This window comes from Spirosoma humi (assembly GCF_054776575.1).
This window is the reverse complement of record NZ_BAAHBR010000003.1, coordinates 464,347-483,765: the sequence shown is the minus strand read 5'-3', so window position 1 is coordinate 483,765 and position 19,419 is coordinate 464,347. Positions and strand designations below refer to the sequence as shown.

General features: G+C 49.3%; 16 protein-coding genes. 15 read left to right on the top strand and 1 reads right to left on the bottom strand.

Features of this window, described 5'->3' with window-relative positions; translation table 11 throughout:
- The first annotated feature begins 126 nt into the window (after nucleotides 1-126).
- The gene (locus ACYU8Y_RS05655) at nucleotides 127-1,950 is read left to right on the top strand and encodes a hypothetical protein (protein WP_460935058.1); all 1,824 of its coding nucleotides are present in this window, start codon (nucleotides 127-129) and stop codon (nucleotides 1,948-1,950) included.
- 625 nt (nucleotides 1,951-2,575) lie between these two features.
- Here ACYU8Y_RS05655 and ACYU8Y_RS05650 read toward each other — a convergent pair.
- Nucleotides 2,576-2,956 carry a winged helix-turn-helix transcriptional regulator gene (locus ACYU8Y_RS05650; protein WP_460935056.1) on the bottom strand — a complete coding sequence of 127 codons (381 nt, stop codon included), beginning with the start codon at nucleotides 2,954-2,956 and terminating at the stop codon, nucleotides 2,576-2,578.
- A 106-nt stretch (nucleotides 2,957-3,062) separates the two neighbouring features.
- Here ACYU8Y_RS05650 and ACYU8Y_RS05645 point away from each other — a divergent pair, with 106 nt between their 5' ends.
- The 14 genes from ACYU8Y_RS05645 to ACYU8Y_RS05580 all read left to right on the top strand — a co-directional run bounded on the left by ACYU8Y_RS05645 (nucleotide 3,063) and on the right by ACYU8Y_RS05580 (nucleotide 19,358).
- Entirely contained in the window at nucleotides 3,063-3,815 is a 753-nt protein-coding gene (locus ACYU8Y_RS05645; protein ID WP_460935054.1) for a glucose 1-dehydrogenase, read from the top strand.
- Nucleotides 3,816-3,871: 56 nt separating this feature from the next.
- Nucleotides 3,872-4,495, top strand: coding sequence for an NADPH-dependent F420 reductase (locus ACYU8Y_RS05640; protein ID WP_460935052.1), 624 nt, complete (start codon nucleotides 3,872-3,874; stop codon nucleotides 4,493-4,495).
- A 112-nt stretch (nucleotides 4,496-4,607) separates the two neighbouring features.
- The gene (locus tag ACYU8Y_RS05635; protein ID WP_460935050.1) at nucleotides 4,608-5,366 is read left to right on the top strand and encodes an SDR family NAD(P)-dependent oxidoreductase; all 759 of its coding nucleotides are present in this window, start codon (nucleotides 4,608-4,610) and stop codon (nucleotides 5,364-5,366) included.
- A 620-nt stretch (nucleotides 5,367-5,986) separates the two neighbouring features.
- Nucleotides 5,987-6,847: an alpha/beta fold hydrolase gene (locus ACYU8Y_RS05630; RefSeq protein ID WP_460935048.1), complete on the top strand. Its 861-nt coding sequence runs from the start codon at nucleotides 5,987-5,989 to the stop codon at nucleotides 6,845-6,847.
- A gap of 158 nt (nucleotides 6,848-7,005) precedes the next feature.
- Nucleotides 7,006-7,644, top strand: coding sequence for a GntR family transcriptional regulator (locus tag ACYU8Y_RS05625; protein ID WP_460935047.1), 639 nt, complete (start codon nucleotides 7,006-7,008; stop codon nucleotides 7,642-7,644).
- Nucleotides 7,645-8,267: 623 nt separating this feature from the next.
- Nucleotides 8,268-11,429, top strand: a complete 3,162-nt coding sequence (locus ACYU8Y_RS05620; RefSeq protein WP_460935045.1) for a SusC/RagA family TonB-linked outer membrane protein — start codon at nucleotides 8,268-8,270, stop codon at nucleotides 11,427-11,429.
- Between the two features lie 23 nt (nucleotides 11,430-11,452).
- A complete protein-coding gene (locus ACYU8Y_RS05615; RefSeq protein WP_460935043.1) occupies nucleotides 11,453-13,243 on the top strand; it encodes a RagB/SusD family nutrient uptake outer membrane protein in 1,791 nt (596 codons plus the stop codon).
- Nucleotides 13,244-13,360: 117 nt separating this feature from the next.
- Nucleotides 13,361-14,158 carry a creatininase family protein gene (locus ACYU8Y_RS05610; RefSeq protein ID WP_460935041.1) on the top strand — a complete coding sequence of 266 codons (798 nt, stop codon included), beginning with the start codon at nucleotides 13,361-13,363 and terminating at the stop codon, nucleotides 14,156-14,158.
- A complete protein-coding gene (locus ACYU8Y_RS05605) occupies nucleotides 14,155-14,547 on the top strand; it encodes a RidA family protein (RefSeq protein WP_460935039.1) in 393 nt (130 codons plus the stop codon). Before ACYU8Y_RS05610 ends, ACYU8Y_RS05605 begins: the two co-directional genes overlap by 4 nt.
- An 11-nt stretch (nucleotides 14,548-14,558) precedes the next feature.
- Nucleotides 14,559-15,521 carry a 3-hydroxyacyl-CoA dehydrogenase family protein gene (locus ACYU8Y_RS05600; RefSeq protein ID WP_460935037.1) on the top strand — a complete coding sequence of 321 codons (963 nt, stop codon included), beginning with the start codon at nucleotides 14,559-14,561 and terminating at the stop codon, nucleotides 15,519-15,521.
- Nucleotides 15,518-16,651 carry a mandelate racemase/muconate lactonizing enzyme family protein gene (locus ACYU8Y_RS05595; protein ID WP_460935035.1) on the top strand — a complete coding sequence of 378 codons (1,134 nt, stop codon included), beginning with the start codon at nucleotides 15,518-15,520 and terminating at the stop codon, nucleotides 16,649-16,651. Before ACYU8Y_RS05600 ends, ACYU8Y_RS05595 begins: the two co-directional genes overlap by 4 nt.
- A complete protein-coding gene (locus ACYU8Y_RS05590; RefSeq protein WP_460935033.1) occupies nucleotides 16,648-17,589 on the top strand; it encodes a DMT family transporter in 942 nt (313 codons plus the stop codon). The genes ACYU8Y_RS05595 and ACYU8Y_RS05590 overlap by 4 nt, the downstream gene beginning before the upstream one ends.
- Nucleotides 17,586-18,542, top strand: coding sequence for a dihydrodipicolinate synthase family protein (locus ACYU8Y_RS05585; RefSeq protein WP_460935031.1), 957 nt, complete (start codon nucleotides 17,586-17,588; stop codon nucleotides 18,540-18,542). Before ACYU8Y_RS05590 ends, ACYU8Y_RS05585 begins: the two co-directional genes overlap by 4 nt.
- A 72-nt stretch (nucleotides 18,543-18,614) precedes the next feature.
- Nucleotides 18,615-19,358: an SDR family NAD(P)-dependent oxidoreductase gene (locus ACYU8Y_RS05580; RefSeq protein ID WP_460935029.1), complete on the top strand. Its 744-nt coding sequence runs from the start codon at nucleotides 18,615-18,617 to the stop codon at nucleotides 19,356-19,358.
- The last annotated feature ends 61 nt before the right edge of the window (nucleotides 19,359-19,419 follow it).

Here is a 19,419-nt window from a genome sequence, read left to right as displayed (position 1 = left end):
AAAAAGTCGCCTGATTCTCTCAAATAAAGTGCGGCATGTCAACCGCGGTATGCATTTCTTTGCAAAAATAGCCGTTTACAGAGACTTTTGCCTAACGATCCCACCGTTGACTGTACAAACACCCAAATGAATCAAGTTCACCTGCCCATTTCTACCCGTTATTCAACCAAAACCAGTGGCTCATTTGTCGGATCCAATTGGGTGTGGGCCCTTATTTTGGGGCTGCTCACAGCCTGCCTGACCAGTTGGGTGGTTGGCAATTTCACCCATCCTCTATCCGACGGCAACGATACCGATCAATACGAATATGTTGGGTATTTCTTCAACAAAAACGTTTCCCTCTGGCCTTTCCCGCACCTTTCGCTCGTCAATACGCAAACGTTTTACCCCTACGGAACAAACCAGGTTTTCCTGGATTGGGGATTCGAGCGCGACTACTGGTACGCCTTCTGCCACCGCTTGTTCGATGGACCGGGGCCTTATCTTCAATATTATTATGTGTACAGCCTAGTTGTCACCTCTGTCGGCACCTTCCTTCTGCTCGTCTCCCGATTTGGTGCCCCAAAATCATTCATAGCTGGACTAGTCGTCTCCGTATTCAACTTTTACGCGCTCTGGAAATACCCCATCCACATGAACGTCTGTGTGGCGCACTGGACCGTTTTAGGCATAGTGGCCACGTATCGGCTCCTGCTGGATGTCGTTGATCGACGTCCCGTCTCGCTTTCGTATGTATTGGGCTGGATAATCCTGCATGTGCTGGTGCTGGGGCAGGAATTGGCTTACGTGGCTGGGTTTGCGCTTTCCTTTACCACACTCGTCATTCCCGTACTTTTGGTGATGCTGTACCATCAGTTTCCGGTTATTGGTCAGTGGCCGTTACACATTCGCGGATACCTGACGCATGAAGTGGGCCGGCAACGGGGCCAGATTATCGGTTTACTGATCCTTATTTTATTCAGCCTGTGGCTATACCTTCCGCTCACACTTCAGATTGCCTTTACTGCCTGGCAATTCGACTTCGGTATTGTCCCTGAATTGCGTGCCTGGTCGCATCCCGTGCGACTGTTTCTTCCGTATTTACCCGGCATCGACAGCATATCGGTTCCTTACCAACGGTGGTTTCACGATACGTTTGAAAGTTACGGACAGGGCAGCCCTGGACTCTACCTCACCATACTGGCAATTGTCGGCTGGTGGCAAACCCGGCGCAAAGTAGCCCTCTGGCTACCCATCATGCTTATGCTGGTGCTTTGCCTACTGTACCACCCGGTGCTGATGCCTACGTTAAAACTATTCCCCTGGTTTAGCTTTAACCGGCATGGCGGGCGAGCCAGTCTGGTGTATCCGGTCCTGCTAACCCTGCTGGCGCTGCCCGTTCGATGGCCGCATCGGCTGGCAGGCCAGATAAGTTGCGCGCTGCTGGTTGTCCTGATGGGTTTAGAGTGGTATACGGGCTATTCCAAGCGGTTGACCATTCCTATCAATGTAGCCTCGGAGAGTATGCTGCATTATTGTTCGGTTATTAAGCAACAACCCGGCGACGCTGTACTTGACTGGCCTTTCTGCACGATTGGTGCCAACGGCGTGGGCGAAAAAGAAGGGCTCTGCCCCTATTATAGTGCCCAGAACGCGGTGTTTTCGTTTCGGCGCTTTTACGACAAAAGTGGCGTAGGACAGTATTTTGGGCGCCTGCATCCCGATCAGATTAAGCCATTCATGCATGACGGCTGGCCCCGCCTGCTTACTCCCGGCCGAACATTTACCAAACAGGACTGGCAGTTTCTGGACTCGTTTTTACGGAAAAACAATTTCGCGGGCATTAATTTGTACGTAGACTTACTGTCTCCCCACCAACGAGACCAGTTCTACCAGCATTATGGTTTCCCAGTTGCCGAAACCACATTTCCGGCAGCCGGTCATGTGGTATTCATCGCGCTGAAACGATAGATAAAGGCTGGCGAATAGGGTTCATTTTTCTAACTCAATTACCGACCCGAATGACTACCGGATTGCCAGGCGCTCGTTTCGTTGATTAGTGAGTCCCGGTCTTAACTTGGGGTAATTCGTAATTCTGGGGAAAAGTACATAATTCGTCATTTAGCGGATTGGGCTGACTGGGAAGGCCTGGACAAGGGGAAATTTAACAGAGCCTCCAGATCAAAAACGGCTTCCAAGCCCTCCGTATCCGTGAAATCATATTCTCCTCCCAGCTTTCACTTGTGTCCGAAATGACTTAAACAGTAAATTAATGTCTCACAAATTCAGCTAAAATGTGAAATTTTTAGTTTGATTCATGAGATGGCATTTTGAGACTTTACTAGATACGAAATGAATTTGACATGGCAATAACTGTTCTTATCTCATGAATAGGGCGTTTAAAGTGACGGACCAAACATACCCGCATAGTACGCTGCGTTGAGATTTTGTTGCGGTAGGTTAAGTCCTAATTCTTCATGGTGTAGATGATAGTCATTATCGTGTCGGCATAGGCTTCTGCTGTATACAAAATCTCAATGGGTAATAAACAGCTATTGTTTTCCCTTCTTTAAATGATGAGCCAGTTCCGGTTTTGTCAGGGTAAGCAGTCTGTGGGAAGTTTACTCCATTTGTAATCAGTCTCTTTGGGGATAAGGGCTACTTCATACTTTATATTCCATTCTTTTATGGCTTCTAAAATTGGCAAAAAAGCCAACCCTTTTTCTGACAACTTATACTCTACCCTTGGCGGTAGCTCCTTGTAGGCCAATCGTTCCAGTAAGCCATCTTCTTCCAGCTCTTTTAATTGTTCGGTCAGTACTTTCCTGGAAATGTGGGGTACGATGGCATCTAACTGACCAAAACGAATGCTACGGGTGCCAATGACATTAATGATCATTGGCTTCCATTTATTACCAATGGTGCCAATCGCTCTGGTGAATGGGCAATTTGACGCACAAAATCGGTCATCTCTCATAGTCAAGATTGTAGTTACCTACGAGTAACCAGAATACACCATCGATAGTTTCTAAAATAAACTATCGATGGTTCCTTTGTGAAACAATTTCAAAAGGAACAGAGAAATGAACAGGTTAAGCAACAAAGTGGCAGTTATTACGGGGGGCAATAGTGGCATTGGATTGGGCATTGCCCAGGCGTTTAAACAGGAAGGTGGTGTAGGCGCTATCGTCGGCAGAAATCAGAAAACCCTGGCGAGTGCTGCCGCTCAGCTTGGCGATGATTTCATGGCTATCAATGCCGATGTAACCAACCTGGCCGACCTGGAGCGAGTGTTTAAAGAAACCGCTGAAGAATTTGGTAAGATAGACGTGGTGGTGGCCAATGCAGGTGCTGGAACTACAGGTACAGTGGCCGATACCAGTGAAGCCGATTATGACCAGGCCATGGCGCTGAACCTGAAGAGTGTCTACTTCACGGTTCAGAAAGCACTGCCTTATATGAATGACGGCGGAGCTATTATTCTGATCGGGTCAAATGCAGCCCATCGGGCACACCCGTCATTTGGGCTTTACGGCGCTGCCAAAGCGGCCGTGATCTATTTGGCAAAAGCATTTTCAAATGACCTTTTAGCCAGAAAAATCAGAGCCAATGTCATCACGCCCGGTACAACCGATACACCCGCCTTTGACAAGTTTGTCCCCGCAGAACAAATCGAAGCCGTAAAGCAGCATTTCGCAGGTGTAATGCCGATAGGCAGGATCGGACAACCGGCTGACATCGGTAAAACAGCGGTTTTTCTGGCCTCTGATGACTCTTCATTTATGCTGGGTGCCGAACTGCTTGTGGATGGTGGCATGACCTATCTGGCTAAGTAACTGATCCCACGCTGGCGCGACGGTCAACTCGTACCATAATCATAAACCAGTTCAACATGAATCAATCAGAAAACAACGTTTCGGGCTACGCCATAATCGGCTTCGGCAAAATTGGCCAGGCTCTGGCTAAGGCGTTTGCCCGCAACCGCATCGAGGTATCCGTGGCCACCACGCGCGCCCCGGAACGCTTTGCCTCCGATGCGGCCGCGATCGGTCCCACGATCATTGCCACCACACTCACGGAAGCCATTAAGGCCGACATCCTCTTTTTAGCCGTGCGTTTTGATGCGCACCCGGATGTGGCCAAGGCGCTGCCTACCTGGCAGGGCAAGACCATCGTCGATGTGACCAATGCCTACGGCGTGTCCCCTGAGCTGCTAGGAGGACAGCCTTCCGGAAAGGTCGTCGCGCAGGCCTTCACGGAAGGGAAACTGGTCAAGGGCTTCAACCATTTGGGCGCTGCCATTCTTGGTCAGGATCCGGCCGTACAGGGTGGCCGGCGGGTGGTGTTCCTGACGAGCGACGATGACGATGCTGTAGCGGAGATCAGTGCGCTGGCAGACAATCTCGGTTTCGCACCCATTAACCTTGGCGGACTTTCGGAAGGCGGACTGCTGGTGCAGGCACATGGAAATAGCTGGGGCAAATTGATTTTTAAGGACTTGGTCAAGTTTGGCTGATGAATCCTGATCGCAGCTGTCAAGGCGATCCTACCTGATAAACAAAGAGAACAACCGGCTACTTGAAGCAAGTAAACTGAGTTTGTCTCTCATCCATTAATCAATAAACGTAATGAATAGATTAAACAACAAAGTAGCGGTCGTTACTGGTGCTGCAAAAGGAATAGGTGCCGCTATCGCAAAACATTTTGCGGCAGAAGGCGCAAAGGTGGTTGTGAATTATGCCTCCAGTAGCGAAGCCGCAGCTAAGGTGGTGAACGAGATCACGGATAATGGAGGTATAGCCATTGCGGTACAAGCCGATGTATCGAATGAAGCCGATGTAACCAGGCTGTTCGTTGAAACAAAGAAGGCGTTCGGCACCCTGGATATTTTAGTCAACAACGCCGTCTTTCAGCAATTTTTACCGGTTGAACAGGCATCAGTAGCCGCTTTTCATCAGCATTTCAACGTCAATGTGTTGGGTCCTGTACTGACCATTCAAGCAGCGCTAAATCTGTTTGGCGATCAGGGCGGCACGATCATCAATATCAGTTCGGGGGCAAGCAAATCGCCGATGGCGGGCGTGTCGTTATATTCGGCGACGAAAGCAGCCTTAGATGCCCTAACGATTTCATTATCGAAAGAATTGGGTGCAAAAAACGTTCGTATCAACTCGATTTTGCCGGGCGCTACGGAAACCGAAGGGGCCACTAGTGCGGGTGTCACGGCTGGTAGTGAGTACGAAAAAATGTTTGTTGCCAATACCCCGCTTGGTCGCAGGGGACAGCCCAAAGACATTGCGAAAGCGGCCGTATTTCTGGCTTCGGATGATGCCGCTTGGATCACGGGCGAGCAAATTTCGGTCTCGGGTGGTATGTATGGCTTTTAACTCCATAAACTAAAAAACTCAACTTAGCTTAAAAAGCCACAGATAACTTATATATCTGTGGCTTTTGCTTTTCGTACAATACGTTTAACGGACAAACAAAACCGATGGCGTAAGCCTGTGTTTTATTGAGCTTCTTAATGGTCTACAAGACTTTTGCAACAGCCACGTTGATTATATAACAGGTGAGCCCCCTAACCAGTAACAAAACAGCGACAAAGCATATAACGGCCTGGAGTAACCAAAACCATTTTTTCAAAGGGTTGGGTAAGATGAAATAGATTAAGATGTCTATCGTAACCAGCAACAATTGAAAGAGCGTTACAAGTATTGGCATTACACTGATGTGCTTAAAACGTTGCTATAGAATTGTACATAGAGCGTAGAGAAAGCCCGATTGTCTCATATATTTCGGTTTTTACTCTGATTTCCAACAAGATTTTACTTTTTAATTTATTCTCATTCGCTCACTGTAAAAAACGGTACAAATCTGCCTCATGCTCATTAAATGCTCGTTGCGAGGAATGGCCGGGCAGTTGGAGAAGAAGGTTCAATCCAGGGACAGAAGCATGCTTTTTCGCTTAAGCTTTCGTAATTTACTTACGGTTCTTAGCCCCTTACGCATGTATAAACAACTGCTACTCCTAGCGCTTCTGACGGGCTGTGCTAGCCAGAAGAAGACCGCCCTTGACCCTTTTCACTACGATCCACAAGCCTACGAGCGGGTTCGACTCCACTACCAACTTAAGGGTCAAGGCGATACGACCTTGTTCTTCATTCATGGCTGGAACCTGGATCACGCTTATTGGCAACAGCAAGCCAATGAATTCGAGTCCGCTTACCGCTTAGTGCTGCTGGATATGGCCGGTTGTGGTACCTCGGGGACCAATCGAGTCAACTGGACCGTTGAAAGCTTTGCCCGTGACATTTCAAGTATCATTGCCAAAGAGCGGCTCAAAAACGTGATTCTGGTCGCTCATTCGATGGGGGGAGAAATTGCCTTGGATGCAGCGGCAACTAATCCTCAAACGGTCATCGGCATTATTGGGGTGGACAACCTCAAAAATGTGGGCATGACCATCCAGGAAGGCGATGAAGTAGGCATACAGAAGTATAGTCAAGAGTTTATGGCCAATTATCCTAAAATGGCAGAAGCCATGGCCCGGGAGATGATCCTCTCCAAGGATAGTACGATTGTCCACCGAATCGTGAAGAGTTACCGGCAAGCAGATCCCAGGATTGCCGTTCCTACCTTATTGAATTTGTACCCAAAGGCCGCCGATGCCAAGCATAAACTCCGACAACTGACCTTTCCCATGAAGTTCATCATGTGTACTAACACACCGTATGATGAAGGGGCCTTGAAGACCTATTGCCCACAAGGGTACCGAATTGTCAAACTGGATAGCTCAGGCCATTTCCCGATGATCGAGCGGCCAAAGGCCTTCAACCAAGCCTTACATGAGTTGTTAGCGAGCCCATAGCAGGCTCTTAGACAGGCTACTTTGCGGTTTACCACTTCACGTGTCCAATGGCAAGCAATTTTTATGATTTCAAGGTATACCATTTAGTAAAGTAGGTTGTTGTGATTCAAAATAACCTATATTTGTCCTATAAATAGCTCTATTTTTGTTTACAAAATATGAAAGTTGATTCGCTTGCCAATAAAGCCTATATCGAAATCAGGCGGAAAATTTTATCCAACCAGTTGGTGGCGGGCACTCGCTTAAAAGAAGATCTGTGGGCTAAAAAGATAGACGTAAATCGAATGGCGGTTCGCGAAGCTCTAACTCGACTTCAAGGTGAGCAGTTGATTATCTTTGGCGAAAAAGGAGGCTATTTTGTGAAATCTATGACCGCCAGCGACATCCGCGAAATTCGCGAAATTCGTGAATTACTGGAATTGGGCGCTCTCCGGCTAGCTATCCAAAAGATTGATGACCAACAACTTGCTAAGCTGGAAGAAATTTGCAACGACTTTTCATCCATGGTAGAGCGAGGTTATTTGAGTGGTGCGTTGGAAGCCGATGTCAAATTTCACGAAACCCTGATCGACTGCGCCGGCAATTCCAAACTGATGGATATTTATCAAATCAGCAATATTCCCTTATTTCACCAAAAAATCGGGAAGACACAGATCCATATGGACGACTATGAACTTACCGACCAGGAGCACCGACAAATTCTGAAAGGCCTAAAAGATAAAGACTTACCTCTCGCTCAGGAGGCACTTACCAAACACCTACTCCGGGGCGAAACCGCTTCCTTAGATATCGAATAGGCGCCAATAAGTATTTGCCTCTACCCCTCAACAGGCCCTGATCAGCCTATTTCCAGCCTTTCAATGATGCCAGGTTTGAACCTACCAGAGTAGGGTTCTCAAAACCTTATGTTTGCACAGGTAGCTATTCACACTTCTTAATCTTACGCTGGCCCGTACGTTCAGGCATACCAAACGGTTGCCAGTAAGATCCATTCGTCCTTCCCGGCCTGAAACGATCATTTCTATACCAATTAGCCTTATCTACCTTATTTCCTGGCTGAACTTCCCCAGTTCACTTAAAAATTATTCTGAATTTTTTTTGTTTACAAAAATGTACTTTATTTGTAAGCAAATTTAGAAGACAACTCTGTATAACACCTCACAGAATAGAGTAAGTAACTACAGTTGCGCCCTGATCAAGCCGACAGGTTACAGGTAGTATCTAGACAGGCAGGGCCCTGCCGATTCAGATAGATAAAGGTTCGTTTATGATGGTTGTACGGCACACTATTTATAAAAAAAATTTGACGGATTAGCTCGACGAAATGGTAAACGGCTCTTTTCGAAGAGATCGTAAGTGACTACGATGGAGTACCCAATGGCAACACTCTTCAAACGCGTAACTCTTTTTTTTACAGATTATGAACGACTCACTACGTCTTAGAAAAGAAACGGTGTGCATGCTGCTCTTCTGCATGCTGGCAACGGTTTGGGCAAACGCACAAACACTAATTTCAGGAAAAGTTATCAGTGCTGAGGATCAGCAACCTATTGCAGGAGCCAATGTATTAGTGAAAGGATCGACAACGAGTGGCACGTTCACCGGTGCCGACGGGGGCTTTACGCTCTCTGTTCCAACAAATACCAGCCTGATTATTTCCTATATCGGCTATCAGGCTCAGGAGGTTACCGTTGGTTCACAAACAAACTTCTCGATTGCGTTAACCCCATCCATTACTTCACTGAGTGAAGTGGTGGTAACGGGGTACTCATCCGAAAAGAAGAAAGACATAACCGGCTCCGTATCCATTGTCGACGTAAAAGCCTTAAAGTCAATCCCTTCCGGGTCGGCGGTACAGGCATTGCAAGGGCAGGTACCAGGGGTAACCATTCTTAATTCAGGTGCGCCGGGAAGTCCGAGTAATATCTTCATTCGGGGGATCAGCTCATTTGGCAATACCCAACCGCTGGTGTTGATCGACGGTATTCAGGCGGAGCTAAACGACGTAAGCGCCACCGATATCGAATCGGTTCAGGTACTGAAAGATGCGGGAGCGGCTGCTATTTATGGCGTTAGGGGCTCGAATGGAGTGATCATCGTAACCACCAAAAAAGGGCGATCGGGCCAGCCAACCATTGCCTATGATGCCTATTATGGTTCACAACAGCCCTTACAAGGCAATGTCTTTAACCTGATGAACTCCTCGGACTTTGCCCGCCTGACCAAAGTGGCGTATCCAACGACGGGCCTGTTTCAGAATGGCTTACCCGATTATACCTTCCGGGGACCGGGCGCAACAGGCATTGGCAATACAGGAGATGCCGCTGTTGATCCCGCCAAATATAACTTCGATGCTACTAATCCGGCCAGGAATTACCTGATTCAGGCGGTCAACAAAACGGGTACCGACTGGTTTCACGAACTGTTTAAAAATGCGCCGATAACCAGCCACAACCTGACGGCCAGTGGTGGTACCGATAAGTCAAATTACATGGTTTCGCTCAATTACTTCAATCAACAGGGCACCATGCTGAAAACGTACCTGAAACGGTATTCGGGGCGTGTGAACACGCAGTTCAAAGTAAAAAACAACATCCGAATTGGCGAGAATGCGTATTTCTTCTACAAGCAAAACCCTGGTTTCGATAACCTGAGCAGTGGTAACCCGATTGCCTGGACCTACCGGGCCATGCCCATCATTCCGGTCTACGACATCAAGGGAAACTACGGTGGAACCTTTGCGGGGCCTGAATTGGGTAGCTCATCGAACCCGGTTGCCGTTCAGTTGAATACATCCAATAACAAGCTAAATACCTGGGATGTAGTTGGAAACGTGTTTGCCGAAGTTGACTTCCTGAAGCACTTTACAGCCCGTACCAGTTTCGGCGGAAGCATTGATAATCAATATGCGACAAACTTCACCTTTACCCCTTACAACAACTCTGAAGGAAACACGAACCCAAATTCGTTCGCTGAGCTTTCGCAGTTCAACACCAATACCATGTGGACGAATACCCTGACGTATGCCAATGCCTTCGGGAAGCATAACGTGAAAGTGATTGCCGGCTCGGAAGCCATTCGGAATTATGGTCGGGCGGTAACGGCTTCCAGCAGTGGTTTCTTTTCCACTAATTACGATTACCTGACGCTCAATAATGGTACATCGAACGTAACTAATACCAGCAGCGCCTACGAAAATACCTTATTCTCGCTCTTTGGCCGACTGGATTACTCCTTCAACGAAAAGTACCTGTTAGGCGTAACGGTTCGTCGCGATGGTTCGTCGCGATTTGGGTCCGAACGCCGGTATGGTACCTTCCCATCGGTATCGGCGGGTTGGCGGATAACGGGTGAGGAATTCATGAAAAACGTGACCTGGCTCAACGATCTGAAACTGCGTGGAAGCTACGGCGTGCTCGGTTCTCAGAACAACGTTAGTCCCCGAAATGCCTTCACCCTCTTCGGCGGCTCGTTCTTCGATGCGTATTACGACATCAGTGGTGGCGGTAAACTGGCTCAGGGTTTTGCGCAGACGAGCATTGGAAACTCCAATACCGGCTGGGAAGAAAACATGGTAACCAACGTCGGTTTCGACGCTACGGTATTCAACAAGCTGGACCTATCGGTCGAATACTATAAAAAGTCGATCAATGGGCTTCTGTTTGCTCAAACCTTACCGGCAACGGTTGGTGGCGCTACAGCACCTACGGTAAACGTCGGGGATATTCAAAACAAAGGGGTTGACATTGGCATAACGTATAGAGGAACCGTTAGCAACGATCTTCAATTCAGTGTTGGTGCCAACATTACCACCTACAACAACAAGGTGATCAATATCCCCTCACCCACCTATTTCGAAACCGCCAATACCCAAAATCTGGGCAACGTAGTCCGGAACCAGGTTGGTCAGGAAGTAAGCTCGTTCTTCGGCTACAAAGTCATTGGCCTGTTCAAGAGCGATGACGACGTAGCGGCTTCACCTACGCAAAGCGGAGCCGCTCCAGGCCGCTTTAAGTACCAGGATGTGAACGGCGACGGCAAAATTGACGCCAGCGACCGCACGTTCCTCGGCAGCCCAAACCCCGACTTTACGTATGGTCTGAACCTGGGCCTGACCTACAAGCGGTTCGACTTCTCAACAACGCTTTATGGCTCGCAGGGTAACGAGATTTTCAATACCGTAAAATCGTTCACGCACTTCTTCAGTACGTATGTGGGGGCCAAAAGCAACGATCTGTTAAACGCCTGGACACCCGAAAATCCGAATTCGAACATCCCGAAAATTGAATCGACAGGATCATTTAGTTCATCGGGTGTGCCCAACTCCTTCTATGTCGAAAACGGCTCGTTCCTGAAAATGCGCTCGCTGGTGGTTGGGTACACGGTAAGCCCGCTGCTGTTACGGAAGTACGGCCTGAATAAGGTACGGGTATATGCCCAGGGGGCTAACCTCTTCACGATTACGAAATACAGCGGCCTGGACCCCGAAGTAAGCGGACTCAGCTCGGCCTTTGGTGTCGATTACGGCAACTACCCCAGCAATCAGAAAAATTTCATCTTCGGCCTTAACGTCTCTTTCTAAAATACCATAAACCGTTATCAATCATGAACTATAAGAAGTTTGTTGTCGGCTTATCGTGTTGCCTGGTATTTTTAACCGCAACTAATTCCTGCACGAAGGAATACCTGGAAGTTGGTGCCATCGGTGCCACCAGTGAATCAACCTTAGCCAACAAAGCCGGGGTAAATGGCTTGCTGGTGGGCGCATACTCCCTGCTCGATGGCTGGGGTGTACCCAATACGACCTATTATTTCATTGGGGTCAGCAACTGGATTTTCGGGGGCGTAACCTCCGACGACGCCCACACCGGCACCCAGGCATCGGCCCTGCCGCCAATGGAATCGGTCGAGAGTTATAAATACGACGCGACGATGGCTCCGTTCAACAACAAGTGGATTGTGTTATATGCCGGTGTACAACGGGCAAATGATGTGCTGCGGCTGCTGGCGAAAGTAACCGACAATTCGATGACGGCCGAAGAAATTAAGCAGGTCAAGGCCGAAGCTACGTTCCTACGGGCAGTTTATCATTTCGAAGCCGCTAAATTATGGGAGAACGTACCCTACATCGACGAAACGGTAAGCTATGCCAACGCGAATTACAATGTAGGCAATACAGCCCCGGTCTGGTCTAAACTGGAAGCGGATTTCAAATTTGCTGCCGATAACCTGAGCGCTACCAAGTCAGATCCGGGCCGGGCCAATAGCTGGGCAGCGAAAGCATTTCTGGCCAAGGTGTACATGTTCCAGGATAAATACGCCGAAGCAAAGCCCGTTTTGGCCGATGTGATTGCGAATGGGGTAACGGCTTCTGGCTTGAAATACGCGCTGGTCAATTTCTCCGATAATTTTAACCCCTTGAAAAAGAACAGTGCGGAGTCGGTCTTCGCCGTTCAGATGTCCATCGACCAAACCTACCAGAATGGCAACTATGGCGATGCGCTGAACTTCCCAATGGGCGGACCAGCGACCTGCTGTGGTGCGTATCAACCCTCGTTTAGTCTGGTCAACTCCTACAAAACCGATCCCAACACCGGTCTGCCGTTGCTGACAACATTCAACGATTCCGACATCACCAATGACCAGGGCATTGAAAGCAGCGCACCCTTTACGCCCTATACAGGCACGCTCGATGCCCGTCTGGATTACACGGTGGGTCGCCGGGGGATTCCGTACCTGGACTGGGGTGTGCACCCTGGTAAAGCCTGGATTCGCGTGCAGGCAGTAGCCGGTCCCTACAGCCCGATCAAAACGATTTATTACCAGGCCGCTCAGGCAACCACCTCTTTGTTTTCGCGCTGGACGTCAAACAATTATACCATGATCCGTTTTGCCGATGTGCTCTTGTGGGCGGCCGAGGTCGAAGTTGAAATTGGTTCCTTGGCACAGGCGCAAACCTATGTCAATCAGGTTCGGGCACGAGCCGCAAATCCGAATGGGTGGGTGAAGAAATACATCGACAACAGTGCCCCGCTGAAAGGCTTTACCTCTGAACCGGCAGCCAACTATAAGGTCGGGTTATACACGAATGAATTCACGGCGAATGGAAAAGATTTTGCCCGTGAAGCGGTTCGTTTCGAGCGAAAACTGGAGTTCGCCATGGAAGGCCACCGTTTCTTCGATCTGCGTCGCTGGGATAATGGTACCGGTTATATGGCCACAACCCTGAACAACTACGTGAAGCATGAAACGTCGATTCCAGGGTATGACTTTACGTATATGAAAGGCGCAACCTTCACGAAAGGCAAAAACGAACTCTACCCGATTCCGCAGGCCCAGATTGATTTAAGTGTAACGGGTGGCGCACCGGTGCTCAAACAAAATCCGGGTTATTAAACCAAAGCAAGGTTATGTTTTATTGATTCTGTGGATTCTATTGGCTTGATTAGCCTTAACTTACTGACTATCAAACCCAATAGAATCTACAGGATCTAAATCGTTCAACTACTGACTATGCTGTTTTACGCATCGACTTATAGCGACATCAACCAGACAGGTAAGGATCGTGTTGTGCTGCTCCCGTTAGGGGCAATTGAGCAGCACGGCCCTCATCTTTCGGTATCGACCGATACGGATATTGTTACTCAGCTTGCGTTACAGACCGAAAAATCCCTGCCCGATACGGTGTTGCTCTGTCCAACCTTACCGTTCGGGTCGAGCCATCATCATCTGTCCTTTGGCGGCACCATGAGCCTTAGCCCGGAGCTATATACACAGGTGATTATTGACCTGGTTCAGTCGCTGGTGCTCAGCGGACACCAGCGTATTGTGTTGCTCAACGGACATGGCGGCAACATTACCCCGGTGAAACAGGCGCTGGCCGTGTTGAGCAAACGCTTCGATGCCAGTGATCAGCCTACCATTGCGCTGGCAACCTATTGGGAATTAGCAGGTAGCCCATTTGCCGGAGAGTTTCCGATGGAAAGCCCTGCCTTGAGCCATGCCTGCGAATACGAAACGAGTTTGATGCTCCATCTTTTCCCAGAAAAAGTCTGGATGGAACGGGTAGAGCGGTCACAACGGCCTGAGCGAAACGGATACATCGGCTGGGAAGACGATGAGCTATACCGGGGCGTAACAGTCTTCAAACAAACCGAATTTATTTCGAGCAACGGCAGCAGCGGAGAACCTCAGCTGGGCACGCCCGAAAAAGGAAAATATTTAGTCGATCATGCGGTAAGCGCCCTGGTTAGCTTTCTGGAGTCATTCAAAACCTGGCCTTTATCTGAAAATCTGGCAACAAAACCATGAAGAAACTGGAAATTAAACATCCCGACAAAGCCATCAATACGGGAGCCTATTCATCCGGCGTACTGGTGGGCGATCTGCTATTCGTTAGCGGTCAGGGACCGTTGGATTTGGCAACGGGAGATGTGAAACACGGCACCATCGAAGAAGAAACCTTATTGACTCTCTCGCACATCCAGAAGATTGTAGAAACCGCCGGAGGAACCATCGACGACATTGTAAAATGTACCGTCCATCTGGAAGATATCAATGAATTCGACCGCTACGATGCTGCCTATGGGTCATTCTTCACCGGCATACGTCCGGCCCGAACCACCGTTCAGTCGGTATTGTCCGATGGGATCAAGATCGAGATTGACGCCATTGCCCGTATCTCTCCCAAACAGGATTAGCCCAGTAATCTATGACCTCTCAACTACGCATCGGCACCGTAGGACTCGGCTTGATGGGCAGCAGTATTGCGACCTGTATACTCGCGGCTGGCCACACGGTTACCTCGCTGATTAAAGAAATCGAAACCGCCGATGAAGCCCGGAATCGTATCCTTGGCTACTTACATCAGTTACGTCAGGAAGGGCTATTGACCGACGCTCCCGAGACCGTTATCGAGCGGCTTACTATTACCGATGATGTTTCGTTGTTGGCGAATCATCCCGTTGTGATTGAGTCGATTACGGAGAACATCGATGAAAAGAAACGGCTGTATCACCAGTTGGAAACGGTTCTGTCTCCTACGGCTATCATCGGGAGTAACACCTCGGCTATTCCGGTGTCGGTGCTGCAAAGCGGACTTACGCATCCACAACGGCTATTAGGTCTTCACTGGGCCGAGCCTGCGCATATCACCCGATTTATGGAGGTCATTTGCGGGAAAGATTCCGACCTGACCTATGCCTACGAAATTGTTAAGCTGGCCGAAAGCTGGGGCAAGGAACCTTCGTTACTCAAAAAAGACATTCGGGGGTTTATTACCAACCGGATTATGTACGCCATGCTTCGGGAGTCGTTCAATCTGGTCGAAAATGGCTATGCTACGATTGAGGATGTAGACCGCTCGCTTCGAAATGACCTGGGCTATTGGATCACCTTTGCGGGGCCGTTTCGCTTCATGGATCTCACGGGTATTCCGGCTTATCTGACGGTTATGAAAGACCTTTTTCCTGACCTCAGCAACAGCACCGAAACACCGAAACTGATAGAAGAGCTAGTAGCATCTGGTGCCAGAGGGGTCCAGAATGCGCAGGGTTTTTATCCCTACACGCCCGAGTCGGCCAAAGAGTGGGAGGAGAAATTCATCGACTTCAGCTACGACATCCGAAAACTCGCCCAAAAACATTTACCCACTTCCGCCGAAGACACTAAATGACACGCATTCAATCCATAAAAGCCACCGAAGTAATTGTTCCGGCCAAACCGGGCAGTCTGAACTCCGATGAGGTGATCGACAAGGACTTGGCCTTCGCCAAAAAATTTCTGACGGGCGAACGTTGGACCGAGTTTGCCAACCAACCCAAATGGATCATTGAACTCACGCTGGCAAACGGCCTGACGGGTATTGGCGAGACTTACCGGAGTGCGTCTGGCGAGTTGCTTCATCAGTCCATGCAGGACCTGGTTGGTCAGGATGTGCTGAAACTGAACTGGCGTCGACTCCCTATTGCCGATCAGCGGATCTACGAAGCCTTTGAATCGGCGGTGCTGGACGTGGTGGGCAAACTGCTGAACGTACCGGTGTCCCAACTCCTTGGTGGTGCCTACTATGACCGAATCGATTGTTTCGGTTGGACGGGTCGACGGACGCCGGAAGAGGCCGCCCAGAAAGCCTATGACGCCATGCAAAAGGGCCATAAAGCCTTCAAATTCAAGTGTTCTGACGAAGATCCCGTTCGACTTTGGACGGAGGCTATTCGGGAGAAATGTAGTGACGGCATCAAAATCCTGCTCGACCCGAACCAGCGCTGGACTGATGTTGAGACAACTCTTCGATTAATGGAGGGCGTTGACAAAACCATCATGCTGGGCCTCGAAGACCCGATTCTGCACGCTGATGTAGCCGGATTCAAGTACCTCCGTGAAACACTGGACATGCCCATGTATCGGCATGTTTCCCTGCCCTACACGCAGGACATCCGCGCCATGATCGCTTTTGTGCGGGCCGATGCTGTGGATGGGTACAACATCAACGGGTCGGCTTATAACTCAGTCCTTTTGGCCGAAATCGCCTACCTGGAAGGCAAATCCTGCTGGCGGGGTTCGGAGGTAGACTTAGGCATTTCAGAAACGATGGGCTTGCACATTGCCGCAGCCAGCATCAACTGCACTATTCCTTCCGATCTGTTTGGCGAACTGGTCCGCACCGACGACCTGATTACCGAACCCATTCGCTTTGAGAACGGAGCTGCTTTGGTTCCACAAGGCGCGGGCCTCGGTATCGAGCTGGATTATGCCGCGCTGGACACCTACCAAACGAATCAGTTTTTACAAACGAGCTTATGAACAAGTCGATTCAGTCGTGGGCCATCCTGTTTTTCTGCAACCTGATCTGGGCATTTCATTTCACCAGCATCAAGCTGACACAGGATCAGGTTGGGCCCTATTTTACGGTTTGGGCACCCATGCTGCTGGCCACGATTTTTCTGGCTCCGTTCGTGATTCGGGACTTTCGAAAAGGGGGCAAAAAACTAAAGGACATCCTGATTTTTGTCCAGTTGGCCGCTCTTGGAGCCTTTCCGTCGCAGGTGCTGATGACCTGGGGAACGCAGTACTCACTCGCCAGCAACGCGGCTATTCTGGTCATGACCTTGCCCGTCATTACGGCTGTTTTCGCCTTTCTGATTCTGAAAGAAAAGATGAATACGGCCCGCTGGATCAGCTTCGCTATTGCTATTACGGGCGTGATTCTGTGCTCAACCGATGACATTAAGCGGATGGACCTAAGCTCACGCTATGCGCTGGGCAACGGGCTCATTTTCCTGGCCATTCTCGGCAATGCCTATTACAATGTAGGCTGCAAAAAGATATCGGGCCAATACACCGAAATGGAGATGGTGTTTTACACCTATCTGGTGATGTCGATCCTGTTGACGCCCCTGGTGCTGTATTACGAACCGGAAATGTTTGCCAGGGTTCCGAGCTTCACCACCAACACCTGGATCGGTATGATTTCGCTAACGCTCTTTCATAATTTCCTGTCGATGCTCCTGTTTTTCAAGGCATTGAAAAATCTGGACGCTACGCAGGTCGCCTTATCCAACTACCTCATTACGTTTATGGGCTTACCCATTGCTGCCATCTGGCTCGGCGAAACCCTGAACCGACAGACCATCATTGGTGGTGTGCTCGTCCTGGTCTCAACCCTTATCCTATCCATTGTCGATAGTAAAGTACAACAAAAAAAAGTAGCTAACATCAATCAAGAACCGGCAAAGTTATGACTAACACAGACAACGAACTGTTTGGCGTAGTACCCATTATTCCAACACCATTCACCGACAATGAGGAGATCGACGAAGACGCACTCCGGAATTTAATTGACTTTGCCATCGATGGTGGTATCAAGGCGGTTTGCCTGCCTGCTTACGCCAGCGAATTCTACAAACTCACCGACGACGAGAAGTTACAGGTTGTTCGGGTGGCGGTAGAGCGGGCTGCGGGTCGGTTGAAAATCGTCGCTCAGTCGAACCACCCCTCATTAAAAGTAGCCATCAAACTGGCGCAGGCTAACGTACAGGCTGGTGCCGACGTTATCTCGCTGGCCGTTCCCCGAATTTTCAGCTTACCCGAAACGTCCCTAAAAGTCTATCTATCCGAATTTTTACAGTCGATTCCGAACACGCCCGTTCTGATTCAGGACTTCAACCCCGGCGGCTCGTCGATCAGCGTAGGGTTCATCAAAGAATTGATGGACGAAAATCCGAATTTCAAATACCTGAAGCTGGAAGAGCCTTTGTGTGCGCCCAAATTTGAACAGATCATTCAGGCCACAAACGACAGAATTGGCCTGTTCGAAGGCTGGGGTGGCCTGTATATGCTCGAACTGGTACCCATCGGCATTCGGGGTGTCATGCCGGGGCTGGCCGTTGCCGACATTCTTCAAAAGATTTTTACCCTCCGCTCCAATGGCGAGGATACCAAAGCTTTCGAACTATTCGAACGGGTCATGCCGCAAATATTCTTCTCGTTACAAAACATGGAACTGTTCCATTATGCGGAGAAAGAATTGCTGATTGCCAGAGGTGTGCTGAGTAACAGCATCGCCCGAAAAGCGGCTTACATTCCCGACGAATCATCCATCAACTACATCCGGGAGCTAAATCAGCGCATTCTCGACATCGTCAACGACGAAAAGTACGCCATCCGGCCAGTTGCCAATAGCCTTGTAGCTTAACTAATGAATAATTCAGGATAAATGACCTGATAGTCAACACCTCATTATTCATTTACTCAAAACCACAGTATCATGGGAGAATTTAGTGGACAGGTTGTGCTGATCACCGGTGCAGCCTCCGGCCTTGGGTTAGCCATAGCCCACAAGTTACTGAACGACGGGGCACAGGTTGGCTTACTCGATTTTAACGAAGCCGCTTTACAACAGGCGTTTGAGAAGTACGGCTCAGATGCCTTACTGATCGGTATCGATATCACCGATGAAGCGCGGGTAGCGCGGGCGGTTGCGCAGGTACACGCCCAATTTGGCAATATCGATGCCCTCATTAACTGCGTGGGCATTACGGGTATCACAAACGTACAGAGCCATGAGGTGAGCAGCGAAAACCTGCACAAGGTATTTGACGTAAATTTCATGAGCAGTTTTTATACCTCGAAAGCCACATTGCCCTTCATGCTGGCTCGCAACTACGGACGTATTCTACACATCGCGTCGATTGCCGGTAAGGAAGGCAATGCCGGAATGTTAGCCTACTCAGCCTCAAAAGCCGCCGTAATCTGCATGGCAAAAGTGCAGGGAAAAGAATACGCCGAACGGGGCATTACAGTCAACGCGTTAGCTCCGGCAGTTATTCAAACCCCGTTGGTTGACGCCATGCCCGAAGTGCAGGTCAAGTACATGACCGATAAAATTCCGATGAAACGCTGTGGTACACTCGATGAAGCGGCTAACCTGGCGGCTTACATCGTATCCCCAAAAAACAGTTTCACAACCGGTTTTACCTTCGATTTATCGGGAGGGCGAGCAACTTATTAGGTTGGTTCAATATGGCACGGGCACTTGCACGTGCCCATATTAATATCAGCAGCATTCTCGT

What these genes read in the sequence shown, in the direction of transcription:
- ACYU8Y_RS05655 (WP_460935058.1), top strand. Translation starts at nt 127, where the DNA reads ATGAATCAAGTTCACCTGCCCATTTCTACCCGTTATTCAACCAAAACC.
- ACYU8Y_RS05650 (WP_460935056.1), bottom strand. Translation starts at nt 2,956, where the DNA reads ATGAGAGATGACCGATTTTGTGCGTCAAATTGCCCATTCACCAGAGCG.
- ACYU8Y_RS05645 (WP_460935054.1), top strand. Translation starts at nt 3,063, where the DNA reads ATGAACAGGTTAAGCAACAAAGTGGCAGTTATTACGGGGGGCAATAGT.
- ACYU8Y_RS05640 (WP_460935052.1), top strand. Translation starts at nt 3,872, where the DNA reads ATGAATCAATCAGAAAACAACGTTTCGGGCTACGCCATAATCGGCTTC.
- ACYU8Y_RS05635 (WP_460935050.1), top strand. Translation starts at nt 4,608, where the DNA reads ATGAATAGATTAAACAACAAAGTAGCGGTCGTTACTGGTGCTGCAAAA.
- ACYU8Y_RS05630 (WP_460935048.1), top strand. Translation starts at nt 5,987, where the DNA reads ATGTATAAACAACTGCTACTCCTAGCGCTTCTGACGGGCTGTGCTAGC.
- ACYU8Y_RS05625 (WP_460935047.1), top strand. Translation starts at nt 7,006, where the DNA reads ATGAAAGTTGATTCGCTTGCCAATAAAGCCTATATCGAAATCAGGCGG.
- ACYU8Y_RS05620 (WP_460935045.1), top strand. Translation starts at nt 8,268, where the DNA reads ATGAACGACTCACTACGTCTTAGAAAAGAAACGGTGTGCATGCTGCTC.
- ACYU8Y_RS05615 (WP_460935043.1), top strand. Translation starts at nt 11,453, where the DNA reads ATGAACTATAAGAAGTTTGTTGTCGGCTTATCGTGTTGCCTGGTATTT.
- ACYU8Y_RS05610 (WP_460935041.1), top strand. Translation starts at nt 13,361, where the DNA reads ATGCTGTTTTACGCATCGACTTATAGCGACATCAACCAGACAGGTAAG.
- ACYU8Y_RS05605 (WP_460935039.1), top strand. Translation starts at nt 14,155, where the DNA reads ATGAAGAAACTGGAAATTAAACATCCCGACAAAGCCATCAATACGGGA.
- ACYU8Y_RS05600 (WP_460935037.1), top strand. Translation starts at nt 14,559, where the DNA reads ATGACCTCTCAACTACGCATCGGCACCGTAGGACTCGGCTTGATGGGC.
- ACYU8Y_RS05595 (WP_460935035.1), top strand. Translation starts at nt 15,518, where the DNA reads ATGACACGCATTCAATCCATAAAAGCCACCGAAGTAATTGTTCCGGCC.
- ACYU8Y_RS05590 (WP_460935033.1), top strand. Translation starts at nt 16,648, where the DNA reads ATGAACAAGTCGATTCAGTCGTGGGCCATCCTGTTTTTCTGCAACCTG.
- ACYU8Y_RS05585 (WP_460935031.1), top strand. Translation starts at nt 17,586, where the DNA reads ATGACTAACACAGACAACGAACTGTTTGGCGTAGTACCCATTATTCCA.
- ACYU8Y_RS05580 (WP_460935029.1), top strand. Translation starts at nt 18,615, where the DNA reads ATGGGAGAATTTAGTGGACAGGTTGTGCTGATCACCGGTGCAGCCTCC.